The 18,624-nt window shown below is 47.5% G+C and carries 22 protein-coding genes and 2 riboswitches; of the genes, 19 read left to right on the top strand and 3 right to left on the bottom strand.

Annotation, left to right across the window (positions count from 1 at the left end):
• Positions 1 to 9: 9 nt before the first annotated feature.
• Complete coding sequence (gene galT, locus RB160_RS16430; RefSeq protein ID WP_316571515.1) at positions 10 to 1,503, top strand: UDP-glucose--hexose-1-phosphate uridylyltransferase; 1,494 nt, start codon at positions 10 to 12, stop codon at positions 1,501 to 1,503.
• Positions 1,504 to 1,704: 201 nt separating this feature from the next.
• On the opposite strand, the gene RB160_RS16435 is transcribed toward galT, so the two are convergent.
• On the bottom strand, positions 1,705 to 3,015 hold the full coding sequence (locus RB160_RS16435; RefSeq protein WP_316571516.1) for a polysaccharide deacetylase family protein: 1,311 nt from the start codon (positions 3,013 to 3,015) through the stop codon (positions 1,705 to 1,707).
• 373 nt (positions 3,016 to 3,388) lie between these two features.
• Between RB160_RS16435 and RB160_RS16440 the strand changes: the two genes are divergently transcribed.
• Positions 3,389 to 3,832, top strand: coding sequence for a DUF5946 family protein (locus RB160_RS16440; RefSeq protein ID WP_316571517.1), 444 nt, complete (start codon positions 3,389 to 3,391; stop codon positions 3,830 to 3,832).
• Positions 3,833 to 4,095: 263 nt separating this feature from the next.
• Here the strand turns inward: RB160_RS16440 and RB160_RS16445 are convergent, their stop codons facing one another.
• Together RB160_RS16445 and RB160_RS16450 are read right to left on the bottom strand one after the other, a co-directional pair.
• Positions 4,096 to 4,401: a hypothetical protein gene (locus RB160_RS16445; RefSeq protein ID WP_316571518.1), complete on the bottom strand. Its 306-nt coding sequence runs from the start codon at positions 4,399 to 4,401 to the stop codon at positions 4,096 to 4,098.
• A gap of 40 nt (positions 4,402 to 4,441) precedes the next feature.
• Entirely contained in the window at positions 4,442 to 4,735 is a 294-nt protein-coding gene (locus RB160_RS16450) for a transporter suffix domain-containing protein (protein ID WP_316571519.1), read from the bottom strand.
• 163 nt (positions 4,736 to 4,898) lie between these two features.
• Here RB160_RS16450 and RB160_RS16455 point away from each other — a divergent pair, with 163 nt between their 5' ends.
• From RB160_RS16455 to sufU, 17 genes are all read left to right on the top strand, one after another.
• Positions 4,899 to 5,675: a Cof-type HAD-IIB family hydrolase gene (locus RB160_RS16455; protein ID WP_316571520.1), complete on the top strand. Its 777-nt coding sequence runs from the start codon at positions 4,899 to 4,901 to the stop codon at positions 5,673 to 5,675.
• 310 nt (positions 5,676 to 5,985) lie between these two features.
• Complete coding sequence (locus tag RB160_RS16460) at positions 5,986 to 6,342, top strand: arsenate reductase family protein (RefSeq protein ID WP_316571521.1); 357 nt, start codon at positions 5,986 to 5,988, stop codon at positions 6,340 to 6,342.
• 82 nt (positions 6,343 to 6,424) lie between these two features.
• On the top strand, positions 6,425 to 6,805 hold the full coding sequence (gene gcvH, locus RB160_RS16465) for a glycine cleavage system protein GcvH (RefSeq protein WP_316571522.1): 381 nt from the start codon (positions 6,425 to 6,427) through the stop codon (positions 6,803 to 6,805).
• A 130-nt stretch (positions 6,806 to 6,935) separates the two neighbouring features.
• Positions 6,936 to 7,175: a YusG family protein gene (locus RB160_RS16470; RefSeq protein ID WP_316571523.1), complete on the top strand. Its 240-nt coding sequence runs from the start codon at positions 6,936 to 6,938 to the stop codon at positions 7,173 to 7,175.
• A gap of 139 nt (positions 7,176 to 7,314) precedes the next feature.
• Positions 7,315 to 7,683, top strand: a complete 369-nt coding sequence (locus RB160_RS16475; protein WP_316571524.1) for a toprim domain-containing protein — start codon at positions 7,315 to 7,317, stop codon at positions 7,681 to 7,683.
• Positions 7,680 to 7,991, top strand: coding sequence for a thioredoxin family protein (locus RB160_RS16480; protein ID WP_316571525.1), 312 nt, complete (start codon positions 7,680 to 7,682; stop codon positions 7,989 to 7,991). The genes RB160_RS16475 and RB160_RS16480 overlap by 4 nt, the downstream gene beginning before the upstream one ends.
• 511 nt (positions 7,992 to 8,502) lie before the next feature.
• Complete coding sequence (locus RB160_RS16485; protein ID WP_316571526.1) at positions 8,503 to 9,777, top strand: MFS transporter; 1,275 nt, start codon at positions 8,503 to 8,505, stop codon at positions 9,775 to 9,777.
• Positions 9,778 to 9,927: 150 nt separating this feature from the next.
• Positions 9,928 to 10,275, top strand: a complete 348-nt coding sequence (locus RB160_RS16490; RefSeq protein ID WP_316571527.1) for a hypothetical protein — start codon at positions 9,928 to 9,930, stop codon at positions 10,273 to 10,275.
• A gap of 63 nt (positions 10,276 to 10,338) precedes the next feature.
• Positions 10,339 to 10,438: riboswitch (SAM riboswitch) on the top strand.
• Positions 10,439 to 10,610: 172 nt separating this feature from the next.
• Positions 10,611 to 10,723: riboswitch (SAM riboswitch) on the top strand.
• Positions 10,724 to 10,882: 159 nt separating this feature from the next.
• Positions 10,883 to 11,908 (top strand): methionine ABC transporter ATP-binding protein, encoded by a 1,026-nt coding sequence (locus RB160_RS16495; RefSeq protein ID WP_316571528.1) that lies wholly within the window; start codon positions 10,883 to 10,885, stop codon positions 11,906 to 11,908.
• Positions 11,901 to 12,569 carry a methionine ABC transporter permease gene (locus RB160_RS16500; protein ID WP_316571529.1) on the top strand — a complete coding sequence of 223 codons (669 nt, stop codon included), beginning with the start codon at positions 11,901 to 11,903 and terminating at the stop codon, positions 12,567 to 12,569. Before RB160_RS16495 ends, RB160_RS16500 begins: the two co-directional genes overlap by 8 nt.
• Positions 12,570 to 12,622: 53 nt before the next feature.
• On the top strand, positions 12,623 to 13,462 hold the full coding sequence (locus tag RB160_RS16505) for a MetQ/NlpA family ABC transporter substrate-binding protein (RefSeq protein ID WP_316571530.1): 840 nt from the start codon (positions 12,623 to 12,625) through the stop codon (positions 13,460 to 13,462).
• A gap of 179 nt (positions 13,463 to 13,641) precedes the next feature.
• Entirely contained in the window at positions 13,642 to 14,013 is a 372-nt protein-coding gene (locus RB160_RS16510; protein ID WP_316571531.1) for a carboxymuconolactone decarboxylase family protein, read from the top strand.
• A 242-nt stretch (positions 14,014 to 14,255) separates the two neighbouring features.
• Positions 14,256 to 14,438, top strand: coding sequence for a YuzK family famiily protein (locus RB160_RS16515; protein ID WP_316571532.1), 183 nt, complete (start codon positions 14,256 to 14,258; stop codon positions 14,436 to 14,438).
• Positions 14,439 to 14,807: 369 nt separating this feature from the next.
• Positions 14,808 to 15,593 carry a Fe-S cluster assembly ATPase SufC gene (gene sufC, locus RB160_RS16520; RefSeq protein WP_316571533.1) on the top strand — a complete coding sequence of 262 codons (786 nt, stop codon included), beginning with the start codon at positions 14,808 to 14,810 and terminating at the stop codon, positions 15,591 to 15,593.
• A gap of 18 nt (positions 15,594 to 15,611) precedes the next feature.
• Positions 15,612 to 16,916, top strand: a complete 1,305-nt coding sequence (gene sufD / locus RB160_RS16525) for a Fe-S cluster assembly protein SufD (protein WP_316571534.1) — start codon at positions 15,612 to 15,614, stop codon at positions 16,914 to 16,916.
• Positions 16,916 to 18,145, top strand: a complete 1,230-nt coding sequence (locus RB160_RS16530; RefSeq protein WP_316571658.1) for a cysteine desulfurase — start codon at positions 16,916 to 16,918, stop codon at positions 18,143 to 18,145. The genes sufD and RB160_RS16530 overlap by 1 nt, the downstream gene beginning before the upstream one ends.
• Complete coding sequence (gene sufU, locus RB160_RS16535; protein ID WP_316571535.1) at positions 18,135 to 18,575, top strand: Fe-S cluster assembly sulfur transfer protein SufU; 441 nt, start codon at positions 18,135 to 18,137, stop codon at positions 18,573 to 18,575. The genes RB160_RS16530 and sufU overlap by 11 nt, the downstream gene beginning before the upstream one ends.
• Positions 18,576 to 18,624: the final 49 nt, after the last annotated feature.

The following is an 18,624-nucleotide window of genomic DNA, read 5'->3' on the forward strand; positions in this document are numbered from 1 at the left end:
GGGCTTGGCATGGAGGTTTATCAGGCGATACAGGCGTTGCTCGACCGGGCGCTTGCCTGCGATATGATCGAACAACAGGATGAAATCTACGCGCGCAACCAGATCATGGCCCTCCTGGAACTGGACGAATTTATCGAAAACAGCGCGGGCCCGGACAGCAAGGGGATTCCAGATCTCCTCGAGGCGCTCGCTGAATATGCCGCCGAAAAGGAAATCATCGGCGGCCTGGATTCCGAACGGGAGATTTTTACCGGTAAGATCATGAATGTCCTCATTCCAAGGCCTTCGGATGTCAATGCCTTATTTTATGAAAAATACAAAACGAATCCGAACCTAGCGACGGATTATTTTTACGAGCTAAGCAAAAACAGCAATTATATCCAGACGAAACAGATTGCCAAAAACATCAGCTACACGTATGAATCGGACTACGGAACGCTTGATATTACAATCAACCTTTCAAAGCCCGAGAAGGACCCGAAACAAATTGCCCTTGAACGGGAAATGAAAAACCGCGCCCCTGCATATCCAAAATGCCTCCTTTGTATCGAAAATGAAGGATACGCGGGTAGGATCGGATATCCGGCGCGCTCAAACCATAGGATCATCGGGCTCGAGCTTGGGGGAGAGCCCTGGTATCTCCAATACTCGCCGTATGTGTACTACAACGAGCATTGTATCGTCCTCAGCGCCGAGCACCGCGATATGAAAATCGGCCGGGCGGCGTTCACGCGGCTGCTTGAATTCGTTGCGCAATTCCCCGCCTATTTTCTCGGTTCGAATGCAGATTTGCCGATTGTCGGGGGATCGATATTGAGCCATGACCATTACCAGGGCGGAAAATACGAATTCGCGATGGCGAGGGCGGGAGAAATCTACTCGTTTCCCGTCGGAGGATTCCCGAACGTGGAAGCGGCAGCGTTGAAATGGCCGCTGTCCGTCATCCGGCTGCGCGGGAACGACCCAAACGATCTTGTTAGCGCCGCAGACAAGATTTACGAATCGTGGAAATGCTACAGCGACCCGGAAGCGGGAATCGAAGCTTATACTAGCCAGACGAGGCATAACACGGTCACGCCGATTGCGAGGAAGCGTGGCCACCAGTTTGAGATGGACCTTGTCCTCCGCAACAATCGGACGAGCGTTGAACATCCGCTTGGCATTTTCCATCCGCACAGTGATGTCCAGCATATTAAAAAAGAAAACATCGGCCTCATTGAGGTCATGGGGCTTGCCGTTCTGCCGGCAAGGCTCCAATCCGAGTTGAAGAAAATCGAAAAGTACTTGCTCGGCGAAGAGGCGGATGTGAAGGATTACCACCTCGCCTGGGCGGATGAATTGAAGCAAAGGCACTCCGCCGAATTGTCGCTTCATACAGCACCAGCGATTATCCGGCAGCATGTCGGCGCTAAATTCGCCAGGGTTCTCGAGGATGCCGGCGTCTTCAAACAAACCGAAGCAGGAAAGCGCGCTTTCCGGAAATTCACGGATTTATTACGATAAGAATGCAAAGCCTGTACCAGCACGAGCTGTTGGTGCGGGTTTTTTTGTTAGAAAAGGGAGTACGTAGAATCTACGTGTCAAATAACTTGGATTCCCCATAATGGGGGATTACCTTCATTTTTATTCAAAGTAAAACGGACGGAGTGTTAAATTCCGCCCGTTTCATTCTATTAATCTCATAATTTTTAAAAGGCTTGAACTCTACTTGAATTGAATCGGTACCATGCTTGACGTGAGAGGCACGAGTTTGAAATTCTGGCTTTTTAAATAATCCAACAATGCTGGCAGGTTGGCGAGCGTCTCCTCCCGTTCATGCAAAAGCACCACAATCGGCCCCGGTTTCCCCTTTTGCTTTTCGATTTGTTCAATCGTGCTGTCGACGAAGCGGCGGTCACGGTAATACCAGTCCCGGCTGTCGACATTCCAGTCCCACATTTTGTATCCGTGTTCGGCAACAGCCCTCTTATAATCAGCCGTCATATACGGAGAACTGCCGAAAGGGGTACGGATTAACGCCGTATCAATTCCCGTAATCCTTTTTATTGTATCCTTTCCCTGGTCCATTTCCGCTACAACGGTTTGTGCGGAATGGTAAAACTTTTGCTTGTTGTGGCTGACTCCGTGCATGCCGAGGCTATGGCCGGAAGCCGCCATCCGTTTGACCTGAACGGGATATTGTTTCATGTTCCCGTCGAGCAGAAAGAAAGTGGCCTTTGCATTGTATTTGTCGAGCAAGTCGAGGATTTGGTTTGAAACGCGATGCGGGCCGTCGTCAAATGTCAGGTAAAGCTCTCGTTGTTTCCCAGATGGAGCGGGAGGTTTAGCTGAAGGTTTGCTTTGGGCGGGAGCTGGCGTTGAGTTGCTTGTTTCTTCGTGTCCAGGCTTTTGGGCCGGATCAGGATTTTGAGCCTGTTGCTGAGCGGGTTTTGCAGTTTCCGCCTGGTTTGAAGCCGACCTCTGGGCAATTTTTGTACCTTGATCCTGGTTTGAAGCCAGGCTCTGGGCAATTTTTGTACCTTGATCCTGGTTTGAAGCCGGGCTCTGGGCAGTTTTTGCAGCCTCGGCCTGATTTGAAGCATGATTCTGTACACGTTTTGAAGTTTGTGCCGAATTTGATGCCGATTTCTGGGCAGGATCCGAAGCCTGCGCGGGATTTGTTCCCGGTTGCCTTTCGTGCTTAGAGGGTACTTGAGTATTCTGTGCAATCTTTGCTGGCTGCGCCTGCTTTTCAGACGGTACCCCAATGTTTTTGGAAGCGGCGGATGCCTGGGTACTTTTACTTCTCTCAAGTGGCGGGGAAACTAGTTTTACGGGGTGAAGCATTGTTCCATAATTGCGAAACTCCGCCGCGAGTTCGTTTTTTATCCCCGTAACGGCGGTGCTGTCAGTCTTTGCCGTCCCTGCTTTGGACGCATAGGCCCCGGCAGCCATACTTATCCCAAAAACAAGTGGAATAAAGGCTAGGCAAATCAATAATGTCTGTATCTTCTTGTTGGCAAGCAGGTTTCTCATCTTTTTCCCCTCTGTTTCGTAAAAATTCGCCTCTCATCTATATAGTCGATTATATTTCTATATCGTTACAAATATTTCTGATATTTTACAAATTACTAGTTTTAGAGAGAGAAAGATAGATGAATTTGTCCTATTTATTTGGAGAAGTTTGTAACATTTTGGAGAGAATCCTGTTCCTGGCTCCATGCAGGTCTGGGTGGTAAAATGTGGATAGTGGGTATTTTTTAAAAAATTAAATTAGGCCTGTTGAAAGCTTGCGCTAATAGCGAAAGCCGGATTTAATGGCGCTATTTATGAAAATATATTCAGAGCCGCTCATTCACTATAAATGACTTTAAATACCTAGAAAAAAACAAAAACAAGGGGTGATAGGATGAACAAGGAAATCAATTATAACAACCGGTGTCCGGAATGCGGCGCACCAGAAGCAAATGGGCTTGATTGCGGTGGACAGCTTGAACAAATTCTCGCTTGGGAGCAGTCCGACCCTGATTTGCTCGGACGGCATTTTTGGACAGTCGCGTGCTTCAATATCCAACATTCATCATCATTTACGGAAGAAGCTTGGACAGGGCTTTGTACCATTTTTTGCGAGGCATACGACCATCAACTAGCTGGGGGCGATATCCGCCGTAAAGTATCCTTGTTGTCGGACGGTCCTGTCAGGATCAGGAGGGAAGAGCCAGCTGTTCCAATATCCCGCGATTGGGCGATGGCCATTTCGGAGGTTTACCTTGCGGGTGAACCAAAAGGAGCGGCCGACCGAGTCCTGGCCTGGTCGAAGGTCATACGAAAACACCTTGAGGGGTTCCTGTGAAATCAACTTCTTCAGGCAATGAGGGTAAACTGTTATTAAGACCACAAAGATCGTTTGGAATACACCATTAAATATCCTGTAAAGACCGATGTTCCTCTTCCAATCGTCTTCTAAAGGTTTGTAAAGACGATTCCATCTCAAAACTAATTCATTCGGTCTTTAGACCCCGCATAAAGACCGTTTCGCGGGGGATCGTGTCCTGAAACGGTCTTTTGGCCCCGCGTAAAGACCGTTTCGCCAAGGATCATGTTTTGAAACGGTCATTAGACCCTGCGTAAAGACCGTTTCGTGGGGGATCGTGTCCTGAAACGGTCATTAGAACCCGTATCAAGACCGTTTCGGTGGGAAACGTGTCCTGAAACGGTCTTTAGAACCCGTATCAACATCGTTTCGCCAAGAATCGTGTCTGAAACGGTCTCTAGGCCACGTATCAAGACCATTTCGCCAAGGATCGTGTCTGAAACGGTCTTTAGCCCCGTATCAAGGCCTAAAAGCAGCCACATCATAAATGAAACAATAAATCGCCCAATCCCCATCCCAAAAATACCTCGATAAAAAGAAAAAACCATGGCATCCCCCTCATTCATGCATGAGAGGCGCCATGGTTTTCTAATCCTTTTTTTGAACCCCACTTTTAAACCAATTCATCGGATTTAAGCTTTTCCGGTAACGTGTTACGGCTTCTTTGCCGAGGATAATGCCGCCGATCCAAAAGGTGGCTTCTCCGGCAATGACAAGGCCACCGGTAACCGCAACCTTTGTCCCGGTTGAAAACGAACTAAGCGGGACGAGCAGGATGGCCGCATAGAAAATGCACGATACAATAATCAATACGACGCCTAAACGGGTGAGCGTTGCTTTTCTCTTTTGCTGGGCGGCTGTTGCTCCCTCATTCTCAAGCATGAATGACCTCCGATTCTTTTTTCTAAATTATATAGCATTGCCGCCCTGCAGGCTATTGAAAACTGGTGCGTCGGCTTGGTGGATAATTCATGCGTACTTCTGTACAATGGGAAGAATGAACGCAAGTGTGCGGGATTTTTCTAAAAAAAGAAAGGTGTTGGACATGGAAAAAAGCATAATCTTCTTTGATATTGACGGGACTTTGCTTGATGATGACAAACGTCTACCAGCATCGACAAAGGAAGCCGTATTCAAGCTAAAGGAACTGGGCCACGAGGTTGCGATTGCGACCGGACGCGGGCCGTTCATGTTTGAAGAACTCCGCGAGGAACTTGGCATTGATACATATGTTTCCTTTAATGGACAATACGTCGTCCTCCGGGGCGAATCGGTTCACCGTAACCCAATGAATGAGCGGGCGCTTGAACAGATTACCTTAACAGCTGCTGAAAATAATCATCCCCTAGTTTATATGGATCCGTTTGATATGAAAACAAGCGTTCCTGAGCATAACTGGATTGACGAAAGCATGGGTACGCTCAAGCTTTCAAAACAACCTTCGCATGGCCCTGACTATTTCAGGAACCGGGAAATTTATCAGACACTTCTTTTCTGCCAGCATGATGAGGAGCTTCGCTATGAAAAAGCATTTAGCGAATTTGATTTTATCCGCTGGCACCCACTATCCGTCGATGTCCTTCCTGCTGGCGGTTCGAAAGCGAAGGGGATTGAAAAACTCGTCTCCGCCATGGGATTGTCCATTGAAAATGCCTATGCATTTGGCGATGGCCTGAACGACATCGAAATGCTTTCATTCGTCCCGAACAGCGTTGCCATGGGAAATGCCGTACCGGAAGTGAAAAAAGCCGCAAAGTATGAAACCATCCATGTTAATGACGGTGGCATTCTGCACGGATTGAAACTCGTCGGGCTGCTTTAAGGGTAGGGCTGGCATTCAACTCTGTGAAATTTTAGCAAACGGACCGTTTCCGTATCACGATGAAAATCTAAATTGAAGGCCTGATTCGTTCCACCGTTTCAGGCAGAAAATAAAACTGAATCAAAACTAGGGTTCCCCGTTTCCTCCGCCAAAAGAATATGGCAATTTGGTGGCGAAATGAAAATGCATGCAGGAATTTGCGGGAACATGACGAATAAGTAAGTTGCGCCTTATCAGCAAAGGGCGGGATTAGGATTTTTTTCACTGATATGATACTATTTCAGGGGAAGAATCTTTAGGGGTGATGCAGTTGGCTTTAATGTTTTATTGGTACCCGAAGTGCGGGACATGCAGAAACGCAAAAAAATGGCTGGATGAGCACAGCTTATCCTATGAAGCGGTACATATCGTCGAGCAGCCGCCGTCAAGGGACGAACTAAAGGACCTTTACGAAAAAAGCGGGCTCGAACTAAAGAAATTTTTCAACGTAAGCGGCCAAAAATACCGTGAACTTGGTTTGAAGGATAAAGTTAAGAAAGCCTCCGAAGATGAGCTGCTTGATATCCTTGCTTCGGACGGAATGCTCCTCAAACGGCCGATACTGACTGATGGGAAAAAAGTCACCGTCGGATTCAAGGAAGAGGACTACAAAGAAATGTGGCTTTAGGTGCCTGTGCCGATCTCGGCATTCATGGTAGTATCGATGAACAATCGATAATAGACAAAAATGGACATATGGAGGGATTGCAATGAGTACACCAAAGGATTTGCGGTATTCAGAAGAGCATGAATGGGTAAAGGTTGAAGGGGAAAAAGTGCGGATCGGCATCACGCATTTCGCGCAATCCGAACTTGGCGACATCGTTTTCGTAGAACTGCCTGAGGTCGGCGATGAAATAACAGCGGACGAGCCATTCGGCAGCGTCGAGTCCGTCAAAACCGTTTCCGAACTTTACGCTCCAATTAGCGGCAAAGTAGTCGAAGTAAACGAAGACCTTTCCGACAGCCCGGAATTCGTCAACGAATCCCCATACGAAAAAGCATGGATGATCGTTATCGAGCCTTCTGACATGAGTGAAATCGAAAAACTCATGACAGCCGAGCAATACGAAGAAATGACCAACGAATAATACAAACCGGAGGCCTCCTGTTCAGGAGGGCCTCTTTTTTTCTGAAAATTGGACAACGCCCTAACTTTCCCAACTATGCATTCCAAACGCATCGGGCATGCTAATGGAAAAACAAAAAGGGTGGTCTACCATGACATTAAATGTACAGAAACTCGACATTACCGACAGGGTGGTTGGAAAACTGAAAAACGGGGAAATAAAACTATACCTGGAAAACGAGCCAATCGGCCGCATCAAGCTAGAAGGCGAGGTCGACTTCGAACTCGACAGGCGTTTTGACATAGACCAACAGCGAATTTTTCAGCACATCACCTTTTCCGAAAACCCCGACGCCAAATACACCGACTGCCAAGATGGAGGCTGGTGCTAAGAAGGCCAGGCACCACCAGGGGAGCAAAGTCCTGTATGTTCTTGTATGGCAGTGGTATAGTTGAGGCAGGGCGGGAGGCTACACACAAAGCGCGCGATTGAATAAGCTATTACCAACAACTTTCCTGCAGGTGATGTCAATGAGCGAAGAATACGCGGATAAAATTATTATTGTTGAAGGCAGATCGGATAAGAAGAAGGTTCTCGGTATGATTAAGGACCGTGTGGAAGTTATTTGCACGAACGGAACCATTTCACTTTCCAGGCTTGATGAATTGATTGATTCGTTCGGGGACAGACAGGTGTTTATACTCGCGGATGCTGATGAAGCGGGTGAAAAGCTGAGGAGGCAATTCCGCAGGGAGTATCCGGAGGCGGAGCATCTCTATATTGACAAGATGTACAAAGAGGTCGCAACAGCGCCATACCATCACCTAGCGATGGTGCTTTTGGCCGCCAATATTGATGTTCATGCCGAATTTTTGGAGATGGGCCGGAACGCGCAATGAAGGAATGGACAAGCGAAGAAGCTTACGCCTTTCTTCAAGGCGCGAAAACAGGGCTGCTTTACTTTTATACGCCTCTGTGCGGAACCTGCCAGGTAGCTTCGAAAATGCTTGAAGTTGTCGCTGCAATGAATCGCCATATCGAAATTGGCAAAATCAATCTCAATTATGCTCCCGAATTCGCGGAGACTTTTGCGATAGAAAGTGTCCCTTGCCTTGTGTTTATTAAGGAAGGGCAAACCATCGATTCCATTTATGCGTTTCGATCTGTACCGTACCTGCTGGAAAAAATACAAACTGTTTTACGATAAGCGGATGCCAGGGTGCATCCGTTTTTTAATATTTGTAGGCCACAGTAAGTGAGATGAGTCCCGAAACCCAGGGAATCCGGGACGGAAAAGTGGTTTTAGGACCAAGATGAGTCTCAAAAACCAGGGAATCGGGACACAAAGCCGGTTTTAGGACCAAGATGAGTCCGAAAATTTCATAACCCTTAAGACAAGCCACCTTCCGCCATCCACAACGGCACTTTCCAAGAATGGATCTCAGCCATATTCCCACTTAACCTAGCGAATGAGCAAGCAATCTTTTAATCAAGAGCCCTCTATATTCAACCTATCAGCCCTCTTATGGCATCTGCTTTCGCCAAACCCCCTCAAATTCGGATAAATTTCAAAAAAATAGGTATGTACCAGCAACTTCCCTAGTTTACAAAATGTTCCTCACCGATTATGATACTTAGGGAGGCGAAATAAATACGCTTTCCAACTAAGGGAATTATGGTTCGGGTTATTCCCGGACATCTGCAAAGGGCGGATCAAGATGGCATTTTACAAAGGATGGGCCAAACAGTTTAACGCCTATAATTACAATATTAAACTGAGTATGGCTGCCAATATCATTACCCAGATTGGAATTGGCATTTTCATTGTTATTTATAATTTTTATGTCCGTGAATTGGGTTATTCGGAATCCGTCAACGGTCAGATTATTTCAATGGCATCGCTAGCGACGGCGATTGTCCTTGTACCCGCCGGAATCATTGGCGACAAATTCGGCCGGAAAAGGGTTATTTTCACGGGCATTCTCGTATCTGGAACCTTGCTCATCATGAGAGCATTGGCAGCTGATGAAACGATGCTAGTGTATTTGGCATTTGCCGCGGGCCTTTCGGGCGCATTCCTGCAAGTTTCGGGAATTCCGTGGCTGGCTGAAAACTCTGACCCATCACAGCGGGTCAACCTGTTTTCGCTCCACTTCGCATTAATGACGGCGGCGAGTGTAATTGGAAACATGCTGGGCGGAATTTTGACCGATTTTTTCGGCCTTTTTTTCACCAGCCTTGAAAGCTTGCGGATTACATTGTTAATCGGGGCGGCTATTTATTTGGGAGGAGCAATCCCTGCCTTTAAGTTCAGGACTCCCGCCAATCGTATGGAAAAACCACAAATAGATGAAGCCGGAAGGAAAAAAGCCGCGTTTAACTGGAGCGGCTTCAAAATCATTGCCCTTTTTGCAATCGCGCAAATGCTGATTGGATTTGGGGCTGGGCTCGTTATTCCATACCTGAATCTCTATTTTGCGGGACGGTTTTCTGCTTCTACATCGACGACCGGATTCATCATTTCTCTTGGCCAGGCGGCCACCGCTTTTGCGATGATTATCGGACCCAAGGTCGTCAAGCGCGTCGGGGAGGTCAGGGCTGTCGTTATCCTACAGTTGCTGTCGCTTCCATTCCTGCTTTTGACCGCTTACACGGAAAACTTGTGGCTAGCTGCGATTGGTTTCCTGTTCAGGCAGGCGCTCATGAATGCCGGGAACCCGATTCAAAGCTCGCTCATCATGTCACGAGTTGATGATTCGATGAAAGGATTGGCCAATTCGATCAATCAGACTGTTTTCAATTTAGGTTGGGCGTTCATGGGGCCGGTTTCAACGGGAATCGTAGTCAAATACGGCGACTATTGGGGCTATGCATATGTGTTCACAATAACCGCAAGCCTTTACTTAATTAGTTCTGTTTACTTCTATCTTGTTTTCGGGCGGAAGGTTTTAAAAAGCCAGGCATCCAAGGTTCCAAAAGCTGCCGGAATGTGACATATTTCCCCGGAAATTTTGCATTCCCTTTTAGCTTTGGCGGATTTTTTTGAAAAACACAAAAGAAGCCTGCTTATGAAGATTTTGTCGAACGAATAATGGAGGAATCCTGATTCCGGAAATGAATTAAGTAAGCAGGGGGGATTCACAATGATTGAGCAGATTCATCGGTTCTGTGCAAATTTTAATAAAAAGCCGCATATCCATTCTTTATTTGGCAGCAGCCAGACGGTTTATATACAAATTGGAGGCTCTTTTGTGGAGTTTGGGGACGGTAAGGCGAGGGTTTCAAACGGCGAGAAACTAAGCAAACCCTTGCTTGCAAACATCACGGGAAGCCCTGAAGCTATCGGCGAACTGCTTTGCGGGACGGCAAGAATGCGCGATCTGCTCAATCATCGGGCAATACATATCGATGCGTCCTTTCGCACTGTGCTAAAGCTTGAATCCATTTTTCTTTTGGCAAAGGAACTTGAGTTTGAAAAAATTCCCTATTGACGGAAAGAATGTCTTAAGATAAACTTTCTTTAAATCTTTGGCAAGATTCTAATAATTTCATAATTCTTATCAAGAGAGGCGGAGGGAATGGCCCGATGATGCCCGGCAACCGGTGAATGCACGGTGCCAATTCCAGCAGGGAGACCCCCTGTAAAGATAAGAGGAGATAGCCCTCTTCTCTTATGGAGCGGGTTTTTATTTTTAAGGGATTGTAAATGATTCTGCATTGTGTGATTCTGGCTGATATTTCCGGCTCTTTTTCAAAAACTTCTTTATTGACACCTTAATTTCACCATGATACGATAGCAATCGTTATTAATTGAATAGTTTAGCTGCTCTTATCAAGAGAGGTGGAGGGATGTGCCCGATGAAGCCCGGCAACCGTCACAGGATGATTTCTGTGAAATGGTGCCAATTCACACAAAGCGTTCGCTTTGGGAGATGGGAGAAAGGATTAATGTTTAATTTGCCTTTCTGCCCGGTTGCAGAAAGGCTTTTTACTTTTCCGGAATGAATCCTGTAATAGATTCAAACGATAGGATTAGATAGATTAAGACATGATTGCTGCCCGGCATGATGGGTAAATGGGTGTAAAGAAGGTGATTCGATGATTTCGATAAAAAATGTCAGAAAAAGCTTTCCTTCAAAACACGGGACACTGACAGCGGTTGATAATGTCAATCTCGATATACGCGAAGGGGAAATCTTCGGTGTTATTGGGTACAGCGGCGCCGGCAAAAGTACGTTGATCCGGATGCTGAACAGGCTTGAAAGCCCAACCGAAGGATCCATAACGATTGCAGGCCGTGAAATTTCAAAAATTTCTGGAAGGGAGCTTAGGAAGGCACGCCAGGAAATCTCAATGATTTTCCAGCATTTCAATCTACTTTGGTCACGCACAGTCCGGGAAAATATCGCGTTTCCGCTTGAAATTGCGGGAATTTCGGGGCCGGAACGCAAAAAACGTGTTGATGAGCTAATTAAGCTTGTCGGCCTTGAAGGCAGAGAAAACGCGTATCCGTCACAATTGAGCGGCGGGCAAAAGCAGCGTGTCGGTATTGCCAGGGCGCTTGCGAATAACCCAAAGGTCTTGCTTTGTGACGAAGCGACATCTGCTCTCGATCCGCAGACGACGGATTCGATTCTTGACCTGTTGGTCGACATTAACAAGCGGCTCGGTTTGACGATTGTTCTGATTACCCACGAAATGCATGTTATCAGGAAAATTTGCCACCGCGTCGCCGTTATGGAGAGCGGTAGGATCGTTGAACTCGGCCCTGTATTGGATGTCTTTAAAAAGCCGCGGCAGCCAATAACGAAGCGATTCGTCCAGCAGGTAACAGAACCCGAGGAGACAAAGGATGCGGTCGAGCATCTGCTCGAGCGCCTTCCATCCGGAAAGGTCATCCAGCTCACATTTGTCGGCGAGGCTACCGAACAGCCGCTTATCACAAATTTGATCAGGAAGTTTGATATAACGGCGAATATTTTGCAGGGGAAGATTTCACAGACGCAAAGCGGATCCTACGGTACCCTGTTCCTTCATCTTGATGGACCGGAAAGCGAACTCGCAAAGGCACTGGAATATATCAACTCCCAGCAGGTAGGCGTGGAGGTGATTGCAAATGCTTGAAACCTATTTCCCGAATGTCGTCTGGGAAAATATGTGGGCGGCAACACGGGAAACGCTCTACATGACGAGCATATCCGTTGCGGTTACATTTGTCCTCGGCATCATCCTTGGATTGCTTCTCTTCCTTACTGGGAAGGGCAACCTTTGGGAGAATGCCTTCATTAATAAAATCATTGCAGCTTTTGTGAACGTCTTCCGTTCAATTCCTTTCATCATCCTTATCGTCCTGCTTATCCCGTTCACGGTGTTCGTAGTCGGGTCCATGATAGGGGAAAATGCCGCATTGCCAGCACTCATTATCGGTTCGGCGCCGTTTTACGCGAGGATGGTTGAAATCGGGCTGCGTGAAATTGATAAAGGCGTCATCGAAGCGGCAAAATCAATGGGCGCATCAACGTGGACGATTATTTGGAAGGTGCTGTTGCCCGAATCAATGCCGGCGCTTGTATCCGGAATTACTGTTACAGCGATTGCCCTTGTCAGCTACACGGCAATGGCTGGCGCGATTGGCGCTGGCGGACTTGGAAACCTTGCTTACCTTGAAGGCTTCCAGAGAAGCCGCAATGACGTAACAGTGATGGCCACAATCATCATCCTAATTATTGTTTTTATCATTCAATTAATTGGGGACACAATTACCCGTAAATTGGATAAAAGATAAAATCCCTCAGTCCATACGGCTGATAGTTTACTTACAACAAAGGAGAATAGAACATGAAAAAATGGCTTGGAACACTTTTAACATTCGCCCTTGTCCTTGTACTGGCTGCTTGTGGCAGCTCCGATGACAACAAAGCTGGAAGCGACAAAAAGGAAGACGACAACAAACTCGTTGTTGGCGCTACAAACGTACCGCATGCTGAGATTCTTGAAGAAGCGAAGCCGATTTTGAAAGAAAAAGGCATCGACCTTGAAATCAAAACGTTCACGGACTATGTTCTTCCTAACAAAGCATTGGATGCAAAGGAACTTGATGCTAACTTCTTCCAGCACATTCCATACTTTGAGGCCCAAATCAAGGAAAATGGCTATGACTTTGCCAACGCTGGCGGAGTCCACATTGAGCCAATTGGCGTTTATTCCAAGAAATACAAGAGTCTTGATGATCTGCCAGATGGCGCGCACATCATTGTGAGCAGCTCTGTTCCTGACCACGGCCGAATCCTTTCCATGCTTGAAAGCAAAGGGTTACTCAAGCTGAAAGATGGCGTTAACAAAGTTGAAGCGACTGTTGAAGACATCGTTGAAAACCCTAAAAACCTTAAATTCGATGCAAAATACGAAGCAAAGCTTCTACCGCAAATCTACAACCAGGGTGAAGGCGACGCAGTGCTCATCAACTCGAACTATGCGATTGACACAGGCTTGAACCCAATTGAAGATTCAATTGCCATTGAAGAATCCGATTCACCGTATGTCAATATCATCGCTGTCAACAAAGGCGATGAAAACAGTGACAAAATCAAAACTCTCTTGGAAGTCCTACACTCTAAGGAAATCCAGGACTTCATTCTTGAAAAGTACAAAGGCTCAGTCGTTCCGGTATCCGAATAATCGGATTGCGGATCGGCTTTCCTTAGGAAAAATGTGATACTTCTAATTTGGAGGCCCCCATTAAATGGGGACCGCTTTTTTATTGCTTTTCTTTGGAAGGAAGGGCGCCGCCAACACGCATACTTCCCCGGCCAATTCTCCATACTAACGAGGACAATGAATCGTTAGGAGTGGAAGAAATGGAACATTTTCACGAGCCCCAAAATTCAACTGAAGAAGCATTATACGAATATAAGGCTGGCCTTGGCGTCTTTACGAAAAAAATGCCCGAAATAGCGCGCCTGTACAACGCATTCACAGAGGAATGCTTTAAGGAAGGAGCCCTCTCCCAAAAGGACAAGCACCTGATTGCGCTTGGCGTATCCCTTCACGCGCAGGATGAATATTGTATTATTTATCACCTGAAAGGCTGCCTCGACCAAGGAGCGTCCGAGGACGAAATTCTTGAAACAGTCGGCGTGACAGCTGCATTCGGCGGCGGCGCGGCCATGAGCCAGGGCGTCACCCTCGTCCAGGAAGCAATCGACGAACTCAACCAGCTGAAGCAGTAATAAGAAATACTTTATTTAAAGGCATATGAAGACAGTTTTGAAGGCGTTTTGAGATTGATACTGTCTGTATTCCCACCCCTATATGAATCTTTTTCCATAAGTTCCTCCCTTTACCGTCCAGAAACTTGTTTTTATAAAATGTCCAAGGGTATACACTTAAAGTCGGAGAAATTCAATGCAAAGAGTCAATGGCCATTTTACAAAAACCAAACGCAATGGGTAAACGAAAGGACGTTTTATTTGTGGAAAAGCTTAACATGAGGTATACATCCGAGATGGAGAAAGCGATGCAAGGATCTCATGGAATCGGTTTTGAAGAGTACAAGCTAAAACATGACGTGCGGATGGAGGTCGAGCAGCGCCGCGAGAGGGAATATGTGAAAAGCCAGCGGCTGATTGCGGACATTGAACGGAAAATTTTCTAGGAAAAATAAGCCTGAAGGAAGGCATGCCTGGAAAGGGCGGTCCTTCTTGCAGGATGGACATACTATATAATAGGAAGAAAGCCGGGGAGCCAGTGGACCGTATCATTGGCTTTTCGGCTTTTTTTAAGCTATTGTTAAAGCGTGTATACATGAAGCTGTCCTGGCGAGGGGAGAATAGCCTTGAAAAATCGAAAGGGAGATTCTCAGTCCTGCCTGGTTCAGTGAAAATCAGTATAGCGCCATAACATTCAGTTTAGAGGGTTGCTAACACATTTGATTTGTTATAAGATTGGAATGAGAATAAAATGAGAATGGAAGTTTCCGCATTTCAGCCGGGCAGACTTCCTTATTAGTAGCGGAGGTATTGATATGGGTGGATCAACTTTAACGATCAAAGATCTTCATGTCTCGATCGAAGGGAAAGAAATTTTAAAGGGTGTAAACCTTGAAGTAAAAGGCGGGGAAATCCACGCCATCATGGGCCCGAACGGAACAGGGAAATCGACTCTCTCTTCCGCGATCATGGGACATCCTAAATATGAAGTAACAAGTGGCTCCATTTCGCTTGACGGCGATGATGTCCTTGAAATGGAAGTTGACGAGCGCGCGCGTGCGGGGCTTTTCCTTGCGATGCAATATCCAAGCGAAATCAGCGGCGTAACCAATGCCGACTTTTTACGTTCAGCCATCAACAGCCGCAGGGGCGAAGGCAATGAAATTTCATTAATGAAATTCATCCGCCAGATGGACTCCCAAATGGACTTCCTTGAAATGGACCAGGACATGGCCCAGCGCTACCTGAATGAAGGTTTCTCCGGCGGTGAAAAGAAGCGGAACGAAATCCTTCAGCTCATGATGCTTGAGCCGAAAATTGCCATTCTTGACGAGATCGACTCCGGTCTGGATATTGACGCGCTGAAGGTCGTTTCCAAAGGAATCAATCAAATGCGCGGCGAAGAGTTCGGATGTTTAATTATTACACACTACCAGCGCCTTCTAAACTACATTACCCCGGACCATGTGCATGTTATGATGCAGGGCCGTATTGTAAAATCGGGCGGACCGGAACTTGCGAAGCGCCTTGAGGCGGAAGGATACGAGTGGATCAAGCAAGAGCTTGGCATTGAAGATGAAACTGTCGGCCAAGAAGCATAAGCATTAGGGGGACTAGAGATGACTACTGAAACCATTTTGCCTTTTGACAAAGAGTTCATCAGCTCTTTTTCAAAAGATAAGGCCGAACCGGCATGGCTTGAGGAATTGCGTCTGAAGGCTTTTGCCAGCCTCGATTCTCTGCCAATGCCAAGGCCCGATAAAACAAAGATTGACAAGTGGAACTTTACACAGTTCGAACGCCACACTGTCGAAAGCCAACCTTTCACATCCCTGAATGACCTTTCCGATGATGTAAAGGCGCTTGTCGACATCGAAGGCCAAAAGAACCTATATATCCAGAGGAACAACACGCCGGCCTATCTTTCCCTTTCACAGGATCTGAAGGATCAGGGCGTTGTGTTTACCGATATTTTCACGGCAGCGAAGGAGCATGGCGACCTGCTGCGCCGTTACTTCATGAACCAGGCTGTCCAGGCTGACGAACACCGCCTTACAGCGCTGCATGCGGCATTGATGAACGGGGGCGCGTTCCTGTACATTCCGAAGAATCTTGAAGTAAGGGAGCCAATTCAGGCCGTTTATCTCCAAGATAATGCCGAAACGAACCTGTTCAACCATGTCATTGTCGTTGTTGACGACAACAGCTCGGCGACATATGTTGAGAACTACATTTCGACTGTCGATGGACAAGGCGTGTTCAATATCGTCAGCGAAGCGATCCTTGGCACGAATGCCAGCCTTCAATACGGGGCGGTTGACACTCTGGCCAAAGGAATTACGACATATGTGAACCGCCGCGGCGTTACTGGCAGGGATGCAAGAATCGATTGGGCGCTTGGCCTGATGAACGATGGCAACACGATTTCCGACAACGTGACGAACCTTGTCGGTGACGGTTCCCACGGCGACCTGAAAACGGTTGTTGTCGGGCGCGGGGAACAAGTCCAGAACTTCACAACACAGATTGTCCATTTTGGTAAAAATACAGAAGGTTTTATCCTGAAGCATGGCGTTATGAAAGACAGCGCAACCTCGATTTTCAACGGTATCGGCAAAATCGAACATGGCGCGACCAAATCGAATGCCGTCCAGGAATCACGTGTCCTGATGCTTAGTGAAAAAGCACGCGGAGACGCGAACCCAATTCTCTTAATCGATGAAGACGATGTTACCGCGGGACACGCAGCTTCCGTCGGCCGTGTCGACCCAATCCAGCTGTATTACCTGATGAGCAGGGGAATTCCGAAGTCCGAAGCAGAACGCCTTGTCATTCACGGCTTCCTTGCTCCAGTCGTTAACCAGCTGCCGATCGAAGGGGTTAAAAAGCAGCTGACCGAAGTGATTGAGAGGAAAGTAAGATGATGAATTCAGCCGAAATCCGCCAGCTGTTTCCAATTTTGAACCAGGAAGTAAACGGAAAGCCGCTCGTCTACCTTGACAGCGGCGCGACTTCCCAAAAGCCGGTTCAGGTCATTGAAGCGCTTGACAAATACTATCGCGAATACAATTCCAACGTCCACCGCGGGGTTCATACGCTCGGCACAAAGGCGACTGACGCCTTTGAAGGAGCGCGGGAAAAAGCGCGAAAGTTCATCAATGCCAAATCGACCCAGGAAATCATATTCACGCGCGGGACGACGACAGCACTAAATCTTGTCGCCCACAGCTTTGGCACGGCGAATTTGCGGGAAGGCGATGAAATCGTCATTACCCCGATGGAACACCACAGCAACATCATCCCGTGGCAGCAGGTAGCAAAACGGACCGGCGCCACACTGAAATACATGCTGCTTCAGGAAGACGGCACAATTTCCCTCGATGATGCGCGAAAGACGATTACGAAAAATACGAAAATCGTCTCCGTCGTCCATATTTCCAACGTCCTCGGCGTAGTGAACCCGGTCAAGGAAATCGCCAAAATCGCCCATGAAAATGGCGCGGTCATGGTTGTCGACGGCGCACAGAGCGCACCGCATATGAAGGTGGATGTCCAGGATTTGGATTGCGATTTCTTCGCTTTTTCCGGCCATAAAATGTGCGGACCGACTGGAATTGGGGTATTATACGGAAAAAAGCAACTTTTGGAAAACATGGAGCCGATTGAATTTGGCGGTGAAATGATTGATTTCGTCCATGATTACGAGTCGACCTGGAAAGAGCTTCCGTGGAAGTTCGAAGCCGGCACCCCGATTATCGCGGGCGCTATCGGACTTGGAGCGGCGATCGACTTTTTACAGGAAATCGGCATGGACAACATCGATGCACATGACCGCAGGCTCGGTGCCTACGCGCTAGACAAAATGTCCAGAATCGAAGGAATGAAGATTTACGGCTCAACGGATCCTGCCAAGCGCACCGGCATCGTGACCTTCAATATCAGTGACGTCCATCCGCATGATGTCGCCACTGTCCTTGATGCGGAAGGCGTTGCTGTCCGTGCAGGCCACCACTGCGCCCAGGTGCTGATGAGGTGGTTGAAGGCTTCGGCCACGGCTAGGGCAAGCATGTATTTGTATAACACGGAAGAAGATGTTGACAGGCTCGTTGACGGACTTGTCAAAACAAAGGAGTATTTCAGCGATGTCTTCTAATAACTTGGATCAGCTTTACCGCCAGGTGATCATGGACCACTACAAAAACCCACGCAACAAAGGGGTAATCGAGGATGGCAGCCTGACTGTCAATATGAATAACCCAACTTGTGGCGACCGGATCCAGCTGACGATGAACGTTGAAGACGGAATTGTAACGAATGCGAAGTTCGAAGGGGAAGGCTGCTCGATTTCGATGTCTTCCGCTTCAATGATGACGCAGGCAATCAAAGGGAAAAAAATCAACGACGCCCTCAAGCTGTCGAAGATTTTTTCCGATATGATGCAGGGAAAAGACTACGACGACGATCTAGACCTCGGCGACATCGAAGCCCTCTCCGGCGTTTCGAAGTTCCCGGCGCGGATCAAATGCGCGACACTGGCATGGAAAGCGATGGAAAAGGGACTCGCGGATGCTACTAAAGAATAGGTTTGACAGCCCTTTGGAAGCGGTGCGCGTGCAGGGCAACAATGCCGGG

It is taken from the genome of Neobacillus sp. YIM B06451 (assembly GCF_032667185.1).
Lineage (GTDB): Bacteria > Bacillota > Bacilli > Bacillales > Cytobacillaceae > Bacillus_D.

Coding starts and splice junctions, on each gene's coding strand:
- gcvH (WP_316571522.1), top strand. CDS start 6,425: ATGAGTACACCAAAGGATTTGCGGTATTCAGAAGAGCATGAATGGGTA.
- sufU (WP_316571535.1), top strand. CDS start 18,135: ATGTCTTCTAATAACTTGGATCAGCTTTACCGCCAGGTGATCATGGAC.
- RB160_RS16530 (WP_316571658.1), top strand. CDS start 16,916: ATGAATTCAGCCGAAATCCGCCAGCTGTTTCCAATTTTGAACCAGGAA.
- RB160_RS16480 (WP_316571525.1), top strand. CDS start 7,680: ATGAAGGAATGGACAAGCGAAGAAGCTTACGCCTTTCTTCAAGGCGCG.
- sufC (WP_316571533.1), top strand. CDS start 14,808: ATGGGTGGATCAACTTTAACGATCAAAGATCTTCATGTCTCGATCGAA.
- RB160_RS16435 (WP_316571516.1), bottom strand. CDS start 3,015: ATGAGAAACCTGCTTGCCAACAAGAAGATACAGACATTATTGATTTGC.
- RB160_RS16490 (WP_316571527.1), top strand. CDS start 9,928: ATGATTGAGCAGATTCATCGGTTCTGTGCAAATTTTAATAAAAAGCCG.
- RB160_RS16505 (WP_316571530.1), top strand. CDS start 12,623: ATGAAAAAATGGCTTGGAACACTTTTAACATTCGCCCTTGTCCTTGTA.
- galT (WP_316571515.1), top strand. CDS start 10: ATGGAGGTTTATCAGGCGATACAGGCGTTGCTCGACCGGGCGCTTGCC.
- RB160_RS16485 (WP_316571526.1), top strand. CDS start 8,503: ATGGCATTTTACAAAGGATGGGCCAAACAGTTTAACGCCTATAATTAC.
- sufD (WP_316571534.1), top strand. CDS start 15,612: ATGACTACTGAAACCATTTTGCCTTTTGACAAAGAGTTCATCAGCTCT.
- RB160_RS16470 (WP_316571523.1), top strand. CDS start 6,936: ATGACATTAAATGTACAGAAACTCGACATTACCGACAGGGTGGTTGGA.
- RB160_RS16440 (WP_316571517.1), top strand. CDS start 3,389: ATGAACAAGGAAATCAATTATAACAACCGGTGTCCGGAATGCGGCGCA.
- RB160_RS16500 (WP_316571529.1), top strand. CDS start 11,901: ATGCTTGAAACCTATTTCCCGAATGTCGTCTGGGAAAATATGTGGGCG.
- RB160_RS16445 (WP_316571518.1), bottom strand. CDS start 4,401: ATGGTTTTTTCTTTTTATCGAGGTATTTTTGGGATGGGGATTGGGCGA.
- RB160_RS16455 (WP_316571520.1), top strand. CDS start 4,899: ATGGAAAAAAGCATAATCTTCTTTGATATTGACGGGACTTTGCTTGAT.
- RB160_RS16450 (WP_316571519.1), bottom strand. CDS start 4,735: ATGCTTGAGAATGAGGGAGCAACAGCCGCCCAGCAAAAGAGAAAAGCA.
- RB160_RS16510 (WP_316571531.1), top strand. CDS start 13,642: ATGGAACATTTTCACGAGCCCCAAAATTCAACTGAAGAAGCATTATAC.
- RB160_RS16475 (WP_316571524.1), top strand. CDS start 7,315: ATGAGCGAAGAATACGCGGATAAAATTATTATTGTTGAAGGCAGATCG.
- RB160_RS16495 (WP_316571528.1), top strand. CDS start 10,883: ATGATTTCGATAAAAAATGTCAGAAAAAGCTTTCCTTCAAAACACGGG.